The following is a 19,274-nucleotide window of genomic DNA, read 5'->3' as shown; positions in this document are numbered from 1 at the left end:
ATGCAGGCACTGGACTCGTTGCAATTGCTGCAAATCAATTTCTGGACCCTGGCGGCGGTGATTCTGTTCACCTGCCTGACCCATCGGGACCAATGGGCTGCGCGTGCTGGATTCGGCGCCGTCACCGCGTTGCTGTTGCTCAACTACGCGGCCTGGCGGATTCGCGACACTCTGCCCGACGGCCACTCCGGGTTCGCCACGGTCTGGGCCTACGCCTTTTTGTTCTTCGAGATGCTGGCAATCGGCTACACGCTGTTTTCCATCGTGGTGATGCTGTGTCGCTCCGATCACAGCAAGGACGCCGACGCCGGCGAGCGACGTTTGCGCGCCCAAGGCGTGAGCGCGCCAGCAGTTGATATCTTCATCGCCACCTACAACGAAGGCCTGGAAATCCTGGAAAAAACCATTATTGCCGCCCAGGCCATCGACTACCCGAACTTCACCATCTGGGTGCTTGACGATACGCGCCGCGACTGGTTACGCGATTACTGCGCCGAGATCGGTGTGCAGTACGCGCGGCGCCCCGACAACGCCCACGCCAAGGCCGGCAACCTGAACAACGGCTTGCGCCAGTCGGCGGCCGGCAGTAACGCGCCTTACATACTGGTGCTGGATGCCGATTTCGCACCGCAGCAACCGATCCTGTTGCGCACCCTGGGCTTGTTCGACGACCCAAAAGTCGGCCTGGTGCAGACCCCGCAGTTTTATTACAACCCCGACCCGATTCAGCACAACCTGGGCACATCGGCTTGCTGGGTCGATGAGCAAAGAGTGTTTTTCGACGTGTTTCAGCCGGCGAAGGATGGCTGGGATGCGGCCTTTTGCGTCGGCACGTCCTTCGTGGTGCGGCGTGATTTGATCAATGAGATGGGCGGTTTTCCTACAGGCTCGGTCTGCGAAGACATCTACACCACCTACCGGCTGCTGCAGAAAGGCTATGTCACCCGCTGGTTGAATGAGCGCCTGTCAATCGGCTTATCGGCCGAAGGCCTGACCGAGTACATCAACCAACGCGGGCGCTGGTGCCTGGGCACCATCCAGGTGGCATTGCTCAAGGACGGCCCGTTGCGCGGCAGCGGCTACACGTTCAATGACCGGTTGCACTATATCCATGGGCTGATGCACTGGTTTTCCAAGCCCTTCATCCTGATGATGTTGGTGTCGCCGGTGCTGTATTGGTACTTCGGCATCGCCGGTTTCTACGCCACGCCGATGGATTTTCTCGCGTTTGGCATGCCGGCGCTGATTGCGTTCTGGGGCTACGGCACCTGGGTCACGGACCGGCGCACCTTGCCGATTTTCACCGAAGTTACACAGATCGTGGCTTCCCTGGCTGTGACGGCCACCATTGCCAGTGCGATGATCCGCCCGTTCGGGCGCCCGTTCAAAGTGACCGCCAAAGGCCTGGATCGCAGCAAAACCATGGTGCACTGGAAGCTGTTCGGGTTCTTTTTTGCCTTGACGCTGTTCTCGCAAATTGGCGCCTACATCGCGATCAGCACCGCGGCCTCGTTCGACGGCAACATGCTGTTCAACCTGTGCTGGACCGTGGTCGCGCTGGTCTACAACCTGGCGACGCTGGTCGCTTGCGTGGATCGCCCGCGGTTACACGGTGAGGAGCGTTTTCCGTTCGACAAACCCACCGGGTTCCGGTTTGGCGGCAAGGTGCTGCCCGGGCGGCTGGTGGATATTTCCCTCAGTGGCGCGTCGTTCGAGTGCGCGCTCGCCTCATCGATCAAGCCGGGGCTGTGTGGGCAGATGTGGGTCGACAAACTCGGTTGGCTCGATGTCGAGGTCATGCGCAATCACGGAGACAATCAACTGGGCCTGAGGTTTGCCGAGCTTGATGAACCGCTGCGGCGACGGCTGATTGCGCGGCTGTTCAGCGATGCGACGATCAATGTCGTCAGCAAGGCCGAGCCGGGGCTGGCCTTCGGCACCTTGTTACGGCGCTCATTGCTCGGCGAAAAATCTGCGGCGCCCCGTTTGCCTGCGCCGACCAGTGCATTGTCCTACATGCCCCGGCGTCGCTGGCGGCCGGTCAGTGTGCGTTCGCGTAAGCAGCCACTGCCGCACCTCAGCGCCAGTCGGTCGGGACTTTGGTCTTTGTTGCTCTCACCCTTGCGAGCTCTGCTCGGCCAACGATTTTAGGTGCACGCCATGAACAGTTGCTTACCGACCTCATGCTTCATTTCATTGCTACTGCTGGGCGGTTGTTCGCTGGAGCCGACCTATGAGAAACCCGAGGCGCCAATCGATCAGCAATGGCCGGCCAACACTGCCGGCGAGTGCTGCGTCGGCAAGCAGGCGTTCGACAAGGACTGGCGAGGCTTTGTGGTCGACGACCGCCTGCGCCAGCTGATCGACATGGCCCTGGCCAACAACCGCAGCCTGCGTCAGTTCGCTGCCAGTGTCGAAGAGGCGCGGGCGGGTTATGCCAGTGCGCAGTCCGGACTTTTTCCCACAATCGGCATAGACACCTACGCCGGACGCAGCAAGTTGCCGCCGCTGGTCCGCACGCCTAATGGCGGCGACAGCGCTGGCAGCATCGCCAACACCTTCCAGGCCACTGGCGGCTTCACTTCCTACGAGCTGGACCTGTTCGGTCGAATTCGCAGCCAGCGTAATGCCGCTGGGGCTCGGTTCGAAGCCTCGGAGGGGGATTACCAGGCAGCGCGCCTGGCTCTGATCGGCGAAGTCGCCAGCACTTGGTTGACACTCAAGGCCAATCAGCACCTGCTCGACCTGGCCCAGAACACTTATAAGTCCCAGGACCGCTATGGGCAGTTGCTGCGCAAGAGTTTCAACCTGGGTTCCAGCGCACGAATCGATGTGCACCAGGCCGATGCGCAGACCAATACGGCGGCTGTGCAGGTCAACACCTATCGGATGCAAGTGGCGCAGAACAGCAATGCGCTGCGGGTGCTGGTGGGGCAGCCGGTGCCGCCGGGTTTGCTGCCCACGGGAGTGCTCGGTGAGCAGTTGGCAACGCTGGACGTACCGGCCGGTCTGCCGGCATCACTGGTCGAGCGCCGCCCCGACATCATGTCCGCGCAGGCCCAACTGCGCGCCGCCAATGCCGATATTGGTGCCGCGCGCAGCGCCTACTTTCCGACCTTTTCCCTGACCTCTGCATTGGGCAGCCTGACCGGGGACTTCTCACGCCTGCTCACCGGCCCGGCGGAATTCTGGACGGTGGCACTGGCGGGGTCATTGCCATTGATCGATGGGGGCGCGCGGCGCGCGCAAGTGGACGCCAGTCATGCGCGGTTTGACGGGCAGACAGCGGCGTACGAGGCCACGGTGCAGAACGCCTTTCGGGAAGCGGCCGATGCCTTGAATGCGCGTCAGGAGATGCTGACCCAAGTGGAGTTCCAGAAGAAACTGGTGGGGGACTATCAGGAAGCTTATCGCCAGTCCCGCCTGCGTTTCGAGGCTGGGCTGGACAGCTATTTTTCGACCATGGATGCGCAGCGTTCGCTGTTTGACGCGCAACAAAAGTGGGCTCAGCTGGAGTTGGCGCGGGAGATTAATCAGGTGACGTTGTACAAGTCGTTGGGTGGGGGGTGGAGTGGGTTGTTGAAGGTGGCCGAGCGTTGAGTAGAGGGTTGGACGGTCATGCATAATGGCTCGTCTTGGTGATGTGTCAGGGATTCTGGAGAGATGTGTTGAGCGCGTGGAAAGGAGGGGTTCTGGGGCTGCTTGCCGTCCTGTCCGGCTGCGGCAACGGCAACGCCATGGAAAGTTTCGGCGGCCCCACCATGGGCAGTTCCTATTCAATCAAATATGTGCACCGCGCCGGCCTTCCCGCGCCCACTGAAGTGCAGGCGGAGGTGGAAAAAATCCTCGCCCAGGTCGACCGACAGATGTCGACCTACCGCAGCGACTCCGACATCGAGCGCTTTAACCATCTGCCTGCCCACCAATGCCGGAACATGCCCGCGCCCGTCCTCGAATTGGTCCGCGTCGGCCAGATGCTGTCACAGCAGAGCGAAGGCTCCTACGACCTGACGGTCGAGCCGCTGCTCAACCTCTGGGGTTTTGGGCCGCAATCGCGCAAGGAAGTAGTCCCGAGCGCCGAAGCACTGGCCCAGGTGCGCCAGCAAGTTGGTTATCAGCATTTGCGCATCCAAGGCGATCAGCTGTGCAAGGACGCCGCCGTCGAAGTCGACTTCAACAGCCTCGCCGCCGGCTATGCGGTCGATACCATCGCCGCACGCCTGGAAGCCATGGGCATCCACGACTACCTCGCTGAAGCCACCGGGGAACTCAAGGCGGCAGGCCGCAAACTCGACGGCACCCCGTGGCGGATCGCCCTCGAAGAGCCGCGCGATGACCAACAGGTTGCCCAGCGGATCATCGCGCTCGATCACTACGCGGTGTCCACTTCCGGTGACTACCGTCATTATTTCGAGCAGGATGGCCGGCGCTATTCCCACGCCTTTGATGCACACACCGGTGCGCCGGTCTCGCACACCCTGGCCTCAGTCACAGTCATTCATCCTTCGGCCTTGATGGCCGATGGCTTATCGACGCTGTTGCTGATTCTCGGGCCGCAGCGCGGTTGGGACTACGCGGCAACACACGCTATCGGTGCTTTTTTTGTGATTCGTACCGATACCGGTTTCGTCATACGCACTAATGAGGCTTTTGAGCAGCTCAGTGGCGCAGAACCCCAAAAAAAGCAATGAACGCTGGCGTTGTAGTGCAGGCAAAACTAGCCTACGACGCGACCAAGGGTTAATGTGCGCGGCGTTGACGCTTCTATAGACTGTGTCCGGGTTCTGCACTGGCCCCAAATTGTTCCTTCACGCCGCAGATGGCGTGATTTAGCCGCAGGTGCCGATGGCGCCGCGGCCTGTTCTGAGGAGTACGCATGGCTGTCTACAACTACGACGTGGTGGTGCTGGGTTCCGGCCCGGCAGGAGAAGGCGCGGCAATGAACGCCGCCAAAGCAGGGCGCAAGGTGGCGATGGTCGATAGCCGTCGCCAGGTCGGCGGCAACTGCACCCACCTGGGCACCATCCCGTCCAAGGCGTTGCGTCACTCGGTCCGGCAGATCATGCAGTTCAACACCAACCCGATGTTCCGGGCCATTGGTGAGCCGCGCTGGTTCTCGTTCCCGGACGTGCTCAAAAGCGCCGAGAAAGTCATTTCCAAACAAGTGGCTTCGCGCACCGGCTACTACGCCCGCAACCGCGTCGACGTATTCTTTGGCACCGGCAGCTTCGCCGATGAGCAAACCATCGAAGTCGTCTGTGCCAACGGCGTGGTCGAAAAACTGATGGCCAAGCACATCATCATCGCCACCGGCTCGCGTCCTTATCGCCCGGCGGATATCGATTTCCATCACCCGCGTATCTACGATAGCGACACCATCCTCAGCCTCGGCCACACCCCGCGCAAACTCATCGTGTATGGCGCCGGCGTGATCGGTTGCGAGTACGCTTCGATCTTCAGCGGCCTGGGTGTGCTGGTTGAACTGGTGGACAACCGCGGTCAGTTGCTGAGCTTCCTCGACTCGGAAATTTCCCAGGCACTGAGCTATCACTTCAGCAACAACAACATCACGGTTCGCCACAACGAAGACTACGACCGCGTTGAAGGCGTGGACAACGGTGTGATCCTGCACCTCAAGTCCGGCAAGAAGATCAAGGCCGATGCCTTGCTATGGTGTAACGGCCGAACCGGAAACACCGATCAGTTGGGTCTGGAAAACATTGGTGTGAAGGTCAACAGCCGTGGCCAGATCGAAGTGGACGAGGCCTACCGCACCTGCAAGCCGAACATCTACGGTGCCGGTGATGTGATTGGTTGGCCGAGCCTGGCCAGTGCTGCTCACGACCAGGGTCGTTCGGCCGCCGGCAGCATCGTCGACAACCATAGCTGGCGTTTCGTCAATGACGTGCCGACTGGCATCTACACCATCCCGGAGATTAGCTCGATCGGCAAGAACGAGCAGGAGTTGACCCAGGCCAAGGTGCCGTACGAAGTGGGCAAGGCGTTCTTCAAGGGCATGGCGCGAGCGCAGATCGCCGGCGAGCCACAAGGCATGCTGAAGATCCTGTTCCACCGCGAGACCCTGGAAGTGCTGGGCGTTCATTGCTTCGGTTATCAAGCGTCGGAGATTGTGCACATTGGTCAGGCAATCATGAACCAGCCGGGTGATCTGAATACGCTGAAGTACTTCGTCAACACCACGTTCAACTACCCGACCATGGCCGAAGCCTATCGGGTAGCGGCATACGATGGCCTCAACCGGCTTTTTTGAGCGGCTCCGGCCGGTGGCCTGAGCCGGCCGGGGAGACCGATTTCAGCAATTCTCGAGCGTGGCGCTGGCCAAACCGGGAAAGTCTGTAATCAGGCTGTCAACGCCGAAGTCGGCGAGCCTGCGCATAAGCGCGGGCTCGTTGACTGTCCATACCGACACGTGTAGCCCCTGGCGCTGCGCCTTCTCCAGGCGTTCCGGCGTGCACAGGGTCCAGTTCAATGCGAGGAACTCGCAGCCATAGCTTTGCGCGACCTTCAGCGGGTCGAGCCAGGCGTACTCGGCTACCAGCCCGCGAGACACGTCCGGCACCAGATCCAGCGCGGCCTTCAACACTTCACGTGAACTCGAGGTAATCGTGACCTTGTCGAGCATGCCGAAACGCTGGGCCATTTCGCGAATCGCCAGCACGGTGGTGGCGGCGCGACTGCGCGACGCACTTTTGACTTCCAGCTGCCAGTGCTCGAAATCGCATTTCTCGAACAGCTCTTCCAGGGTCGGAATCGGGCACGGCTTGATCCAGCCCGGGCCGCCCTTGCGCGCGTCGTAGGTCACCAACTCCGCCGCCGTATGCTCGACGACCTTGCCGCGCCGGTCAGTGGTGCGCTTGAGCGTCGGGTCATGGATGACCATCAGCTCGTTGTCCTTGGACAGGTGCAAGTCCAGTTCGCAGCGGCGCACGCCGTGCTTGAGGCATTCCTGAAAGCTGGTCAGGGTGTTTTCCGGTGCTTCGCCCTTGGCGCCGCGATGGCCGTAGATGAGGGTCACGGTTCTTCCTTAAATTAGAGGCCTGAGTCGTTTTGTTCGCGGGCCAGGCGACGTTCCTGGGCCTGCTTCTGCAAGATGTAGCGTGCCAGCAACTGGCGCTGGGCATCGGTCGGGTGTTCAAACTCGGTACCGATGTCGTAGCCATCGTCCTTGGGATCGCAATGGGTGACCCGGGCGCGCAGCAACAGGCCAAGGGCCTGAGGCATCAACACCAGCTTGATCGACAGGTGAGCCCCGGCGGCGACAGGCGTGGGGTGCTGAAAGTCGATGCCGCCTTCGGAGATGATCACCGGTTGCGGTTCGCCAATCTGCCCAAGCACGGTGATGGCTATCACCTGGCTCAGCAGGTCGATCCGTTTGTTCTGGGATTTCAAGAATGCCGCAAGGTTGCGGTCGCGCTCACTGATCTGGCGCAACAGGTGTTGCGATTCGAATTCACTCAGGTGCAATTCACTGAGCAGGTTGAACAGCGGTGAAGCATCCTGCAACACTTCCTGGCCCGCGGCTTCGGCAGCGGACAGGGGCCGAATTTCCAGTGCGATCGTGTCATCGATACGGTAGTATTCGCGACGATCTTCTTCATCTAATGTCGACATGGCGAACCCATGGTAGCGGCGGTGGTCTGAGTGTAAAGCTGGTTATCGACCCCCGCCACAAGGACGTTCCTTTTCCCTCCGAACAAGCCCCGACATGTTCAGACCTCTCTTCGTATTTATTGGCACGCGTTATACCCGTGCAAAGCGTCGCAATCATTTTGTGTCGTTCATTTCCCTGACTTCGATGATCGGACTCGCCCTGGGCGTGGTCGTGATGATTGTGGTGCTGTCGGTCATGAATGGCTTCGATCATGAGATGCGCACCCGCGTGCTGGGCATGGTGCCCCACGCGACCATCGAGTCCGGTGAACCGATCAACGACTGGCCAAGCCTGGCAGCCAAGGTCAAGCAGAACCCGCAGGTGACGGCGGTAGCGCCGTTTACCCAGATGCAGGGTTTGCTAACCAACAACGGCAAGGTGTCCAAGGTGCTGCTCAATGGCATCGACCCTGCGCTGGAGCGCCAGGTCTCGATCATCGACAAGTTCATGTTGCAGGGCAAACTCGACGACCTGGCCCCCGGCAGTTTTGGCATCGTCATCGGCGACAAGGCCGCCGCCAAGCTGGGTGCCGCCATCGGCGACAAGCTGACCTTTGTCGCGCCGGAAGTCACCGTGACCCCGGCCGGGATGTTTCCGCGCATGAAACGCTTTACCGTGGTCGGCATTTTCCATGTCGGCGCCGGGGAGATCGACGGTTACCTGGGCGTCACCAACCTCCAGGACCTGGCGAGGCTGCATCGCTGGAAGCCGGATCAGGTGCAGGGCATCCGCCTCAAGTTCGATGACCTGTTCCAGGCGCCGCGAACTGCGTGGAACATCGCCCAGCAACTCGGCGAAGACCATTACTACGCGCGTGACTGGACCCGCACCCACGGCAACCTGTATCAGGCGATCCGCATGGAAAAAGCCATGATCGGGTTGCTGTTGCTGCTGATTGTGGCCGTGGCCGCGTTCAACATCATCTCCACCCTGGTGATGGTGGTGAACGACAAGAAGGGCGATATCGCGATTCTGCGCACCCTTGGCGCCACGCCCCGCACCATCATGGCGATCTTCATGGTGCAGGGCACGGTGATCGGGGTATTGGGCACGCTGATAGGCGCCGTTGTGGGCATCTTCGCTGCGCTGAACGTCAGCGCGGCGATCTCGGCCCTCGAAGGCCTGATCGGCCACAAGTTCCTGAACGCCGATGTGTACTTCATCGATTACCTGCCGTCGCAAGTGCAGAGCCAGGACGTGGTGATGGTGTGTGCCGCCGCGTTGATCCTGAGTTTCCTCGCCACCCTGTATCCAGCCTGGCGTGCCGCGCGCACCCAGCCTGCGGAGGCGCTACGTTATGAGTGAATTGGGTATGAGTGAAAAAGCAATCCTGAGCTGCCGCAACCTGGGCAAATCCTACGAGGAGGGCCCGGAATCGGTAGAGGTTCTGGGCGGTCTGCAATTGGAGTTGCACCCGGGCGAGCGCGTGGCGATCGTCGGCACCTCGGGTTCGGGCAAGAGTACCTTGCTGAACCTGTTGGGCGGCCTTGATACGCCGACCAAGGGCAGTGTGTGGCTCGACGGTGAAGAGCTGTCGGCCCTGAGTGAGAAGAATCGCGGTCTGTTGCGCAATCGGTCGCTGGGTTTCGTTTACCAGTTCCACCACTTGCTGCCGGAGTTCACCGCGCTGGAAAACGTCTGCATGCCGCTACTGATTGGCAAGACTGCAATTCCTGAGGCGCGCCAGCGTGCCACGGCGTTGCTGGAGCGGGTAGGGCTGGGCCATCGCCTGGAGCACAAGCCGGCCGAACTGTCCGGTGGCGAACGCCAGCGTGTGGCCATCGCCCGCGCCCTGGTGAACAAGCCTGGCCTGGTAATGCTCGACGAGCCGACCGGCAACCTCGACTCCCACACCGCCCAAGGCATCCAGGACTTGATGCTGGAACTCAGCACCTCGATGCGCACGGCGTTCCTGGTGGTGACTCACGACATGAACCTGGCCCGCCAGATGGATCGCGTCCTGCACTTGCAGGATGGTCGCCTGACTCCCATCTGACTGGTCGAAACCCGAGGTTTGCAACGACCTCGGGTCATTTATTTTTATACGGTGCCCCTGCGAATGTTCAGACCGTTATCGATCTTCATCGGCGCGCGCTACACTCGCGCAAAGCGTCGCAATCGCTTCGTGTCCTTCATCTCGATGACCTCGATGATCGGTCTCGCCCTGGGCGTGCTGGCCATGATCGTGGTGCTGTCGGTGATGAACGGCTTCCAGCGCGAAATGAGCTCGCGCATCCTCGGCATGGTGCCGCACGCGACCATCGTCGGCGTCAACCCGATCGATGACTGGCAGCCGGTAGCCGCCGCCGCGATGAAAAATCCCGAAGTGACTGCCGCCGTGCCGTTCACCGAGATGGAAGGCATGCTGTCCTACAAGGGCGCGATGCAGCCGATCCAGGTCAGCGGCGTCGACCCTGCGCTCGAAGGCCAGGTGTCGATCGTCGCCAAACACATCGTCCAGGGTCGCCTGGATGCGCTGAAGCCAGGTGAGTTCGGCGTGGTAATCGGTGAAATCACGGCCCGTCGTTTTCGCTTGAATGTTGGCGACAAGATCACCCTGATCGTGCCGGAAGTGAGCACTGCACCGGGCGGTATCACGCCGCGCATGCAGCGCCTGAACGTGGTCGGCGTGTTCAAGGTCGGCGCCGAGCTGGACGGCTCGATGGCGCTGATCCATGTGGCTGATGCCGCGCAGATGCAACGCTGGCAGCCGAACCAGGTGCAGAGCGTGCGCCTGGCAGTAAAAGACTTGTACGCGGCGCCGAAGGTTTCCAGCGATATCGCCAGCAGTCTCGGCAGTGCCTACCAGGCGGACGACTGGACCCACACCCAGGGCAGCCTGTTCAGTGCGATGAAAATGGAAAAGACCATGATCGGCCTGCTGTTGTTGATGATCGTCGCCGTCGCGGCCTTCAACATCATCGCTACCCTGATCATGGTAGTGAACGACAAGGGCGCGGACATCGCGATCCTGCGCACCATCGGTGCCACGCCACGGCAGATCATGGCGATCTTCATGGTGCAGGGTACGGTGATCGGCATCGTCGGGACCTTGATTGGTGGTGTGCTTGGGGTGATTGCGGCACTGAATGTGAGCGAACTGGTGGGTTGGGTAGAGCGGGTGAGCGGGCAACACATCTTTAGTTCGGATGTGTATTTCGTCAGTAACCTGCCTTCGGAGTTGCAGGGTGGGGATGTGCTGTTGATCTGCTCGGCGGGGTTCGTATTGAGCTTTCTGGCCACGGTTTATCCGGCGTGGCGCGCGGCGAAGATCGAGCCGGCTCACGCGTTGCGTTATTCATAAACGCTGATACCGCTTGATCCTTGAGCCCGGCTTGTCGGGTCGCCTCATCGCGGCGAAGGCGGTAGTTAGCATTAGATAAAATCCCACCCCATAAATATATACCGCACCTGAGAAACACCCCGTCGACATGCTGTGCCCTACAGACAAGGAGAGACTGTATGGCACAAAACACTTCAAGCGATGGATCGTCAGGAGATGTAGTCATCAGGTCCGGCCCGCCGGCGTCAGGTGGTGGTGGCGGCTCGGGGGGCGGCAGTTTTGGCGGTAACCGCGTCGGCGCATCCGGGGCATTCAGTGGCCCCAGCAAAAAGACAATAGAAGCTCGCAGGCGGGCCAAGCAAGCGTACTTGCAAGCGCAGGAACAAAAACGGATTAAGGCAGCCGCCGCGGCTGTACAGGCTCAAGAATACGCCCGCTTACAGACACGACAGCAAGCACTTGCAGCGATGCAGGCGCGCCATGACTCCCTCCGTGCCCAGCATGACCAAAGCTACGCAGCAAAGGCTGGACAGCTTGCCGCATCGCTTGAACGCGAAATTTCAGCGATGCGTGAGCCAGGTGTTGGCGTACCCATAAGCGAGCGTTGGCAGCTACATGCCGTCGAGAAGCAAAAAAGCCTGATCGATGGGCTCATCTCCCGCAAAACCAGCGAGTTCAATGAAAAAAACCGGATTGCGCGATCCTTCGACGGGTTTGATCCGCTCACGCGCACGTCCATGGAATACCTGGGTCGCCTTGGGCAGTTTGGCGATGCGCTCAATGACGGCCACGACAGCTGGGAGAGCGCTTACAACGCTGCTCACGAAGCCCGGCTGCTCTCGGCACAGATCACCACGCTCAACGAAAAATCCAATGCGTTGGTCAGGGACCATGCCGCTTGGGTAGAGAGGTTGGCCACCTGGGAAAGGCACCATCAGTTCGCCGAACAACGCGATGCGCGCATTCGCTTCAAGCAACAGGCCGATGAAAATGCGCGGTTAGAGCGGGTCAGGCAGGCGAATACGTTGGGTTTGCCTGTTGCGTCGTCGTTATCCGCTGCCTCAATGCTGTTCAATCCCCGCGGGTTATGGGTTGCTGGAGCAGTTGATGAACTGGCGCTCGCAATGACGCGGGCAGCATCCGGATTGGGAGCTGTCGCTAGCGCCTTAGAAACGCTTACTGTTCCGCAGGTTGCGATATTCGTCGGGGGCATGACCTACTCATCTGAATTGGCTAACGGGGAATTGACTCCGGAACAGCGAACTCGCTTGTTCCATGCTGTCGCCGTCCCCGCACAGGCACTGGATCTTTACGACAGCCAGGAGCTGCAAACAATCGCTGACGCAGGCGGGTCGGTGGAGTCTGGGCGCCGACTCAAAGTATTGGCCGGACCGGAGGGCAATACGGCCGTCATCGTCACTGACACAGGGGGCGAGGTTGATCCCGGCGTCCCGGTGGTGAATGCAGTACTGGATCCTTTGACTGGTCAGCACACCGCCGAGATACCCGGATCACCGAAAAGGTATGTGCAGTTCACACCACAAGCCGCGTCGACTTCGACGGTCTCTGACCAGACACGCCTGACCGTGTCGGAACCTCAGTTTCAAGACATGCCGGTCGGTGTCGATTGGCGTATTCAGGATTGCATCGTCTGCGTGCCTGGCCTGGAGCCGATCTACCTATCCTTCCAGGTTGATCCGATGGGCACAGGTAATGTCACCGGGACTGGTCAACCTGCAACGGCGGATTGGTTGAACTCTGCTACTCAACCTGCGGGGGCCGCGATCCCTGCTCAGATCGGCGATCAGTTTCGAGGCCGGGAGTTCACGTCGTTCGAGTCCTTCAATGAAGCGCTGTGGCAAACGCTCGGAGAGGATCGAGCGCTGGTGTCTTCGTTCAATGAGTTGAACAAAAATCGCATAGAACAAGGCTTCGCGCCTATTGCGCCCAAAAGCACTTGGGTCGGCGAAAATCGTGAATTCGAACTGCGCTATCTGGAGCGGTCGGCGTTCTGGGACGATGCATTCAACCTCGACAAAATCAGCATCAAGACGCCGAACAGTGCCGGAGGTTGGCTTGGGGTCGTGCCTGCGGTTACGCCCTGGCCAATCCCGCCGGCCAGCAGCTGGAAACCGCTGGTGCCACCCGGCACTGAACACCTCGGCTCGACGACATCGCCCACCACGCCAATCGATCCATTGGTTTATCCCGGCAACCCTGTCATCCCGCTCCTACCACCAAACGAGACGTTTCCGGCTGTTGACGAAGGGGAGATTGGTGCGAGTATTCCTGGGTATCCGGGGGATATGGAACTGCCTTCGCCGGATGCTTTGTTTCGGGATCGACGGGACGATCCGGGCGTTGCAACTGGGGTAGGGCAGGCGGTTTCAGGGGTATGGTTGGGTGAGGCAGCGCGAGAAGATGGGGCGCCAATACCTTCGCAGATTGCAGATCAGTTGCGATTGCAGGAGTTCAGGAATTTTCATGGGTTTAGGCGTGCGTTTTGGAAGGCGGTTGCTGCGGATCCTAAATTCAGCGCTCAATTCATATCAATCGATTTGGATTTGATGCGAAAAGGTAAGGCTCCCTTGGCGCTGCCTAGAGACAGGAATGGTGGGCGTATGAAATTTGAGATTCATCATGTTTCTGAGGTTGCGCAGGGCGGTGCCGTGTACGACATGGATAATTTGGTAGTTATGACACCCAAGCGGCATATTCTTCTACATGGCAAAGGGGCGGAGGAGCAATGACATTTAAAGAGCGGTTTGAAGACTATACAGAGGCAGAGTTTCTAGAATTTCTTCGATGCCTTTTTGAAGATAAGCGTGATCTATCTGATGATGGTTTCGACGATTTTATAATCAAAGGAATATTGCATTTCGAGGCAATTGCTGAGCATCCAGATGGAATTCATGCTTTTTCCCTTCCGGGAGAGAGCGCTAAGAGCTCACCTGAAAAAGTACTAAAAAGACTTAAGGAATGGCGCGCGGCTAATAACAAACCAGGCTTCAAGCTTGAATGATCCGCCTCGTTGACAATTTGACGGCACTTGCTCAGAGCCGAGCAGGTGCCATTGTCTACGATTTTTTTGCCAAAGAAATTCAAGGAAGAACCAAAGATGGAACTTAAACCAACATTAAAAGATTACACCGCGTCAGAATTCCAGACGCTGGTTGAACGGATCTGGGCCGTCGATCTACCCCGGCAGGACCATATCCGGGGGGGGAGGATTTACCTTCTCCCCGACTGGTTTTCGCTGGGCCTCCGGTTGAGCTGTTGGAGGTCGGACCGTATAACGAACTCAGTGGTCGGAGTAGAGGGGATGGGTTGGATATTGACCATATTCCTTCGCGGAGGGCGCTGGACAGGTACATAAAAGAGAGATTTCCAGAAGCCGATATGTACGAGCGCGAGGATTTTCTGAAAAAAGCTCCAAGCATCGCGATACCTACGGAGATTCACCGTAGATTCAGCGAAACCTATGGTGGACGAAATCATGCATCCAAACAAATGGATGACGCAGTTGATCCACGACTTGCGGTGGATAGAAATTTTGATGCAATCAAGCTGGGTTTACTTGAACAAGGGTTTACCGACAAAGACATCGAGGCTGCTCGCGTGAAATTACATGAGCTCCATATTGAGCAAGGATGGTACCTATGAGTGCTGTGACAATTGAGGCGTGGATAAAAGCGCTGGGAAAAAACCACGATGAATTGCTTGCGCAAGGTGTTCATTTCAAAAGGCCGCCGAAGGCGTTGTACCCCGATTGTGATTTAGTAGACATGGCGCCGGAAGTTGGTATCAGTCTTACATTCTGGGCGGAAACCAAGCGGCTTGAAACATTGTTTGTCACTTTAAAAAAATCTACGCCTTCAACGGTTGAGTACAAAGGCGAACTTCCCGCGCCATATGAATCAGAAATGACCCAGTCCGATGTGCATGCGCTCTTCGGCGAGCCAATGGAGTCAACAGGCCCAATAAAAATGCCTCAGCCCATGGGCCAAACAGGTGGATGGGAATCCTATCCGCTGGATCCTGCTATTTATCCGGGCAAAAAGGTTGTCTTTCAATACACCGCGGCCATGGAAGTGAAAACGTTGGTCTTTACCTTGATTGACAAAGGTCACGATTGAAGTTTAGTAGGCCTGCCTGCACCTGAATATCAGTAGTAAGCAGGTGCAAGGCGATATACTCATTTTCATAGGGGATGGGGCTAATCATGAATATGAGAGAGAAATATGAAGACTATACAGAAGCCGAATTTTTACAGTTCTTACGAGGTTTATACGAAGAGAGAGACGACCTGTCTCCTGATGAGTTTGAAGATTTTATAGATAAAGGGGTGATGCATTTTGAGTTGGTGACTGAGCATCCTGACCGTTCAGACGTGATTTTTTTCCCAAAGGAAGGCCGCGAGAGTACGCCGGAAGATGTACTAAGAGTAGTCAAAGAATGGCGCGCGGCCAATAACAAACCCGGCTTTAAACCTGATTAACCTGCCTCGTTGACTATTTAAATGCACTTGCTCAGAGCCGAGCAAGTGCCATTGTCTACGATTGTTTGCCAAAGAAATTCAAGGATGAATCAAGATGGAACTTAAACCAACACTCATGGATTACACCGCTTCAGAATTCCAGACGCTGGTTGAACGGATCTGGGCCGTCGATCTACCCCGGCAGGACCATAACCGATTGATCAATCATTTCGATCGGGTCGTCGGTCACCCTAGTGGGTCGGATCTGTTGTTTACCTCTGACGAGACAGGCCTGGCAGACGGCCCGGACACCGTTGTGCATCTCGTCAGGCAATGGCATCGCACGCAAGGCCTTGCCGCATTCAAGGACGAGGGTATTTTCGTTTCGCCTCCCTTTGTGCAAATGACCCCTGTGCAGCGTAGCTTGGCTGAGGTACAGAAGCTTGCAGCAGACGTGGCGGGTTCAGAACAAGCCGCTGATCAGGCGTTCGGTGTTTTCGCACAGCGGATCCAGCACTTGCGCTCATTGCAGAGCGTTTCGCTTAATGTTTCCGAACAGGAAAAGAATATCCGTGCACTGGAACTCGCCCAGCATGACTCGTACCTGAGCACCAGGCAGTTCGAATTCTTTAAAATGCGCATCGAGTTCGCCAAAAACAGTGCGCAGAGCAATCTGAAATATGCATGGTCGGAGCAGACGCAATGGCAGGGCATCGCTCAACAAATCAATGCAACCTACGATCGCTACATCGCCCGGTTGGCGGCGATTAATCAGCACCATCGGGCCCTGCACGATGAAGCCGAAGTGTTGTTGACAACCGCGCAGCAGAAGTTGATCGGTTCGCGTACGTTGGCGGGCTTTAGTCCGGCCCTGACTGCTCGCCAGATCCATGCGTCGCTGGTCATCGCTGGAAAACGTCCCGATCTGCTGTTGGAAGACGAGTCACCTGCCTTGCAGTTTTCCCAGCAGATTGATCTGCAAAAATCCATTCGTTCGGCGGTTGCGGAATTTACCTGGCGCAACACGTCAGTCGCGCCTGCCGATCAAGGACATCGGTCAGCTGTATTGCAGTTCGAATTTACCAGTCGTGCCGATGTTAAGGTCTTCGGTCTCAGTATCCCTTTGTCCGAACTTCTGCCCATCGAGGGGCAAAACTGGCAGTCATTGGCGGCGAACCGATCTGAAGTCGACATGCCTTTCAGGATGGGCTCGGCTGTAGTGCCCGCTAAACCCGGATCGATGTTCAGGGGGCTGCGCGAAGTCAGGTTTTTGGAGCAGGTCCACATTACAGCGTCGCGGCGCAATATTTCTGCATCGCGTGTGCGGGTCCGTGAGGCACAACGCGGCGAGCAACCGAATTCATTCAGTTTTACTGCTGATGGTTCTGCATCGATCACTGTTCTCTGGTCTGCAACGGTTGCTATCGAAACGTCTGTTCCGGCAGCACCGCCACCAACACAACGTGTTGGATTTGTATCCTCTTCGCCGGTGCCGACGCTTGACCCCCTGACCGGTAACGCCGAAGACGCACCGATTGACGACTACATCGTGGTTTTCCCCCGCGAGGTAGGGCTTGATCCGTTGTATGTTGTGTTCGGAAGTCGAGTCACGTAACCAATTTCGCTTGATACCACGCGCCCGATCACGTCCATTCTTCGCTGGCAAGCCGGCCCCACAAGCAGCCGGCCCATCGGGCCTCAATTCCCCTTCGGTAACTCAACCACAAACCGCGTCCACCCATTCTGCGATTCACAACGAATCTGCCCACCATGGGCACGAATGATCGACTGGGTAATGGCCAATCCCAAACCCGCATGCTCGCTGCGGCCTTCATGGCGCGCTGGATCTGCCCGGTAGAATCGATCAAACAGGCGTGGCAGCAACGCCCGGTCAATTCCTTCTCCGCTATTTTCAACCATCAGCCTCAAGCCATTGGCTTCATCGACAATCCACACCCGAACTTCGCCCCCGGCCGGGGTAAACCGCAACGCATTGTCCAGCAAGTTGGACAGCGCCCGGCGCAACATGATGCGGTCGCCTTGCAGGCGGGCATGGCCGTCACGCTTGAGCGTCACCTGTGCGTCCTCGGCCAGCGGAGCAAAGAACTCCAGTAACGCCTCCACTTCCTCTGCCAGCTCGAGGGGTTCGCGCTTGGGCATCAGTAGGCCGTGGTCGGCTTTGGCCAGGTACAGCATGTCGTTGACCAGTTGCGCCATCCATTGCAGTTCTTCGAGATTGCTGTGCAATGCTTCGCGGTAGTCCTCGATAGGGCGCGGGCGGGTGAGGGTGACCTGGGTGTGGGTCAGCAGGTTTGACAGCGGTGTGCGCAGTTCATGGGCGATGTCGGCGGAGAAGGCCGAAAGGCGTTGGAACGAGTCATCGAGACGTTCCAGCATGGCGTTGAAGTGGTGGGCCATTTGCGCAAGTTCGGGTGGCATCTGCGCTTCGGGCAATCGTGCTTTGAGCGACTGGGCGGACACCCCTCGCGCCACTTCACTCATGCGCCGTAGCGGCCGCAAGCCACTGCGCGCCGCCCAGGCCCCGAGCAGCGCGGTGGCCAGCGCCGAGAGGCCGACGGTCAGCCAGATCAGACGTTGCATGCGCTGCAGAAAGTGTTGGTGATGGGTGATGTCGAGCAACAGGGTCAATTGCGGCGAGTCGGGTTTGCCCGGGTAGAGCGGGGCGTTCAGCACTCGATAGTCTGTGCCTGCATGGCTGGTGGTGGACAAGCCCTCGGTCAATGGCAGTTGTCCTGGCAATTGCGCCGAGCTGTCATACCAGCGCTGGCCGTCGGCCCCGGTGATGCGCAGCGCCAGGTCGGCCTGGCGGCTCAATTCATCGGCGAGCCTGGCCTGGCTTTCGCTGGACTGAATGTCGTGCAGCGCCCGACGCAAACCAATCAATTTTCCGTCCAGCAACTGTTGATCCAGTTCGATGAAATGCGCCTCGCTCGCCCGGCTGAACAGCACACCGGCGATCAGCGAAACCACCGCCGTGCAGGCAGCGAACAGCAGGGCCAGACGGCTGCTCAAGGACAGGCGGCGCATCAGGCAGGACGCTCTTCAAGGACGTAACCCATGCCACGCACGGTGTGGATCAGCTTGTTGGGGAAATCATCGTCGATCTTCAGGCGCAACCGGCGGATGGCCACCTCGATGACGTTGGTGTCGCTGTCGAAATTCATGTCCCACACCTGTGAAGCGATCAACGACTTGGGCAGCACTTCACCCTGGCGGCGCAACAGCATTTCCAGCAAGGCGAATTCCTTGGCGGTGAGGTCGATGCGCTGCCCGCTGCGTTCCACCCGGCGACGAATCAGGTCCAGGCGCAGGTCGGCCAGTTGCAGGCTGGTGTCCTGGGGCGGGGCGCTGCCACGGCGTAACAGGCTGCGCACCCGCGCCAGTAATTCGGAGAAGGCGAAGGGCTTGACCAGGTAATCGTCGGCCCCCAGCTCCAGGCCATGTACCCGGTCTTCCACGGCGTCCCGGGCGGTCAGGAACAGCACCGGCGTGTCGAGGCCGGCACTGCGCACCGCTTGCAGGATCTGCCAGCCATCGCGCCCGGGCAACATCACATCTAGAATCAGCAGAGCATAGTCGCCGCTCAAGGCTAGTTGCTGGCCGGTGCTGCCATCCGCCACCAGTTCGGTATTGAACCCGGCCTCGGTCAGGCCCTGGCGCAGGTATTGGCCGGTTTTCGCTTGGTCTTCGACGATCAGCAGTTTCATGGAAAGCTCGGGGTCAATGGAACGAAGGCTTTATACCGTGGGCCGCGCGAGCGCTGGCCAACCTGACAAATTTGTAATCTGCCTGTCAGGTTGCGGGCAGTAGCAGCAGTTTAG

At 58.6% G+C, this 19,274-nt stretch carries 17 protein-coding genes; 13 read left to right on the top strand and 4 right to left on the bottom strand.

Going from position 1 to position 19,274, the window contains the following annotated elements; translation table 11 throughout:
- The 4 genes from L9059_RS19585 (at nucleotide 1) to sthA (ending at nucleotide 6,271) form a co-directional block, all read left to right on the top strand.
- Complete coding sequence (locus L9059_RS19585) at nucleotides 1-2,151, top strand: glycosyltransferase family 2 protein (RefSeq protein WP_247292581.1); 2,151 nt, start codon at nucleotides 1-3, stop codon at nucleotides 2,149-2,151.
- A gap of 9 nt (nucleotides 2,152-2,160) precedes the next feature.
- Nucleotides 2,161-3,600, top strand: a complete 1,440-nt coding sequence (locus tag L9059_RS19580; RefSeq protein WP_247292580.1) for an efflux transporter outer membrane subunit — start codon at nucleotides 2,161-2,163, stop codon at nucleotides 3,598-3,600.
- A 41-nt stretch (nucleotides 3,601-3,641) separates the two neighbouring features.
- The gene (locus L9059_RS19575) at nucleotides 3,642-4,691 is read left to right on the top strand and encodes an FAD:protein FMN transferase (RefSeq protein WP_247292598.1); all 1,050 of its coding nucleotides are present in this window, start codon (nucleotides 3,642-3,644) and stop codon (nucleotides 4,689-4,691) included.
- A gap of 185 nt (nucleotides 4,692-4,876) precedes the next feature.
- Nucleotides 4,877-6,271, top strand: coding sequence for a Si-specific NAD(P)(+) transhydrogenase (gene sthA, locus L9059_RS19570; RefSeq protein WP_247292579.1), 1,395 nt, complete (start codon nucleotides 4,877-4,879; stop codon nucleotides 6,269-6,271).
- Between the two features lie 42 nt (nucleotides 6,272-6,313).
- On the opposite strand, the gene L9059_RS19565 is transcribed toward sthA, so the two are convergent.
- Together L9059_RS19565 and L9059_RS19560 are read right to left on the bottom strand one after the other, a co-directional pair.
- On the bottom strand, nucleotides 6,314-7,036 hold the full coding sequence (locus tag L9059_RS19565; RefSeq protein ID WP_247292578.1) for a glycerophosphodiester phosphodiesterase: 723 nt from the start codon (nucleotides 7,034-7,036) through the stop codon (nucleotides 6,314-6,316).
- 14 nt (nucleotides 7,037-7,050) lie between these two features.
- Nucleotides 7,051-7,632: a PilZ domain-containing protein gene (locus L9059_RS19560; protein ID WP_247292577.1), complete on the bottom strand. Its 582-nt coding sequence runs from the start codon at nucleotides 7,630-7,632 to the stop codon at nucleotides 7,051-7,053.
- Nucleotides 7,633-7,726: 94 nt separating this feature from the next.
- On the opposite strand from L9059_RS19560, the gene L9059_RS19555 reads away from it, so the two are divergent.
- The 9 genes from L9059_RS19555 to L9059_RS19515 all read left to right on the top strand — a co-directional run bounded on the left by L9059_RS19555 (nucleotide 7,727) and on the right by L9059_RS19515 (nucleotide 17,047).
- Nucleotides 7,727-8,977, top strand: a complete 1,251-nt coding sequence (locus L9059_RS19555) for a lipoprotein-releasing ABC transporter permease subunit (protein WP_247292576.1) — start codon at nucleotides 7,727-7,729, stop codon at nucleotides 8,975-8,977.
- Between the two features lie 7 nt (nucleotides 8,978-8,984).
- Entirely contained in the window at nucleotides 8,985-9,668 is a 684-nt protein-coding gene (gene lolD, locus L9059_RS19550) for a lipoprotein-releasing ABC transporter ATP-binding protein LolD (RefSeq protein ID WP_247292575.1), read from the top strand.
- A gap of 63 nt (nucleotides 9,669-9,731) precedes the next feature.
- Nucleotides 9,732-10,976, top strand: a complete 1,245-nt coding sequence (locus L9059_RS19545) for a lipoprotein-releasing ABC transporter permease subunit (protein WP_247292574.1) — start codon at nucleotides 9,732-9,734, stop codon at nucleotides 10,974-10,976.
- A 158-nt stretch (nucleotides 10,977-11,134) separates the two neighbouring features.
- The gene (locus tag L9059_RS19540; RefSeq protein ID WP_247292573.1) at nucleotides 11,135-13,705 is read left to right on the top strand and encodes an S-type pyocin domain-containing protein; all 2,571 of its coding nucleotides are present in this window, start codon (nucleotides 11,135-11,137) and stop codon (nucleotides 13,703-13,705) included.
- Nucleotides 13,702-13,977, top strand: coding sequence for a bacteriocin immunity protein (locus tag L9059_RS19535; RefSeq protein ID WP_247292572.1), 276 nt, complete (start codon nucleotides 13,702-13,704; stop codon nucleotides 13,975-13,977). Before L9059_RS19540 ends, L9059_RS19535 begins: the two co-directional genes overlap by 4 nt.
- Before the next feature lie 305 nt (nucleotides 13,978-14,282).
- On the top strand, nucleotides 14,283-14,618 hold the full coding sequence (locus tag L9059_RS19530; RefSeq protein ID WP_247292571.1) for a hypothetical protein: 336 nt from the start codon (nucleotides 14,283-14,285) through the stop codon (nucleotides 14,616-14,618).
- Nucleotides 14,615-15,091 carry a DUF6392 family protein gene (locus L9059_RS19525; protein WP_247292570.1) on the top strand — a complete coding sequence of 159 codons (477 nt, stop codon included), beginning with the start codon at nucleotides 14,615-14,617 and terminating at the stop codon, nucleotides 15,089-15,091. The genes L9059_RS19530 and L9059_RS19525 overlap by 4 nt, the downstream gene beginning before the upstream one ends.
- A gap of 86 nt (nucleotides 15,092-15,177) precedes the next feature.
- Nucleotides 15,178-15,453, top strand: coding sequence for a bacteriocin immunity protein (locus tag L9059_RS19520; protein ID WP_247292569.1), 276 nt, complete (start codon nucleotides 15,178-15,180; stop codon nucleotides 15,451-15,453).
- Nucleotides 15,454-15,547: 94 nt separating this feature from the next.
- A complete protein-coding gene (locus L9059_RS19515; RefSeq protein WP_247292568.1) occupies nucleotides 15,548-17,047 on the top strand; it encodes an S-type pyocin domain-containing protein in 1,500 nt (499 codons plus the stop codon).
- Between the two features lie 83 nt (nucleotides 17,048-17,130).
- Here the strand turns inward: L9059_RS19515 and L9059_RS19510 are convergent, their stop codons facing one another.
- Both L9059_RS19510 and L9059_RS19505 read right to left on the bottom strand, forming a co-directional pair.
- Entirely contained in the window at nucleotides 17,131-18,480 is a 1,350-nt protein-coding gene (locus tag L9059_RS19510) for a heavy metal sensor histidine kinase (RefSeq protein ID WP_247292567.1), read from the bottom strand.
- A complete protein-coding gene (locus L9059_RS19505; protein WP_247292566.1) occupies nucleotides 18,480-19,160 on the bottom strand; it encodes a heavy metal response regulator transcription factor in 681 nt (226 codons plus the stop codon). The genes L9059_RS19510 and L9059_RS19505 overlap by 1 nt, the downstream gene beginning before the upstream one ends.
- Nucleotides 19,161-19,274: the final 114 nt, after the last annotated feature.

It is taken from the genome of Pseudomonas violetae, from assembly GCF_023072615.1.
GTDB lineage: Bacteria > Pseudomonadota > Gammaproteobacteria > Pseudomonadales > Pseudomonadaceae > Aquipseudomonas > Aquipseudomonas violetae.
This window is presented reverse-complemented; position numbering and strand designations above follow the sequence as displayed.

Bases quoted from the DNA above. Each gene is read 5' to 3' on its own strand.
- L9059_RS19585 (WP_247292581.1), top strand. From the start codon at position 1: ATGCAGGCACTGGACTCGTTGCAATTGCTGCAAATCAATTTCTGGACC.
- L9059_RS19580 (WP_247292580.1), top strand. From the start codon at position 2,161: ATGAACAGTTGCTTACCGACCTCATGCTTCATTTCATTGCTACTGCTG.
- L9059_RS19575 (WP_247292598.1), top strand. From the start codon at position 3,642: ATGTGTCAGGGATTCTGGAGAGATGTGTTGAGCGCGTGGAAAGGAGGG.
- sthA (WP_247292579.1), top strand. From the start codon at position 4,877: ATGGCTGTCTACAACTACGACGTGGTGGTGCTGGGTTCCGGCCCGGCA.
- L9059_RS19560 (WP_247292577.1), bottom strand. From the start codon at position 7,632: ATGTCGACATTAGATGAAGAAGATCGTCGCGAATACTACCGTATCGAT.
- L9059_RS19555 (WP_247292576.1), top strand. From the start codon at position 7,727: ATGTTCAGACCTCTCTTCGTATTTATTGGCACGCGTTATACCCGTGCA.
- lolD (WP_247292575.1), top strand. From the start codon at position 8,985: ATGAGTGAAAAAGCAATCCTGAGCTGCCGCAACCTGGGCAAATCCTAC.
- L9059_RS19545 (WP_247292574.1), top strand. From the start codon at position 9,732: ATGTTCAGACCGTTATCGATCTTCATCGGCGCGCGCTACACTCGCGCA.
- L9059_RS19540 (WP_247292573.1), top strand. From the start codon at position 11,135: ATGGCACAAAACACTTCAAGCGATGGATCGTCAGGAGATGTAGTCATC.
- L9059_RS19535 (WP_247292572.1), top strand. From the start codon at position 13,702: ATGACATTTAAAGAGCGGTTTGAAGACTATACAGAGGCAGAGTTTCTA.
- L9059_RS19525 (WP_247292570.1), top strand. From the start codon at position 14,615: ATGAGTGCTGTGACAATTGAGGCGTGGATAAAAGCGCTGGGAAAAAAC.
- L9059_RS19520 (WP_247292569.1), top strand. From the start codon at position 15,178: ATGAATATGAGAGAGAAATATGAAGACTATACAGAAGCCGAATTTTTA.
- L9059_RS19515 (WP_247292568.1), top strand. From the start codon at position 15,548: ATGGAACTTAAACCAACACTCATGGATTACACCGCTTCAGAATTCCAG.
- L9059_RS19510 (WP_247292567.1), bottom strand. From the start codon at position 18,480: ATGCGCCGCCTGTCCTTGAGCAGCCGTCTGGCCCTGCTGTTCGCTGCC.
- L9059_RS19505 (WP_247292566.1), bottom strand. From the start codon at position 19,160: ATGAAACTGCTGATCGTCGAAGACCAAGCGAAAACCGGCCAATACCTG.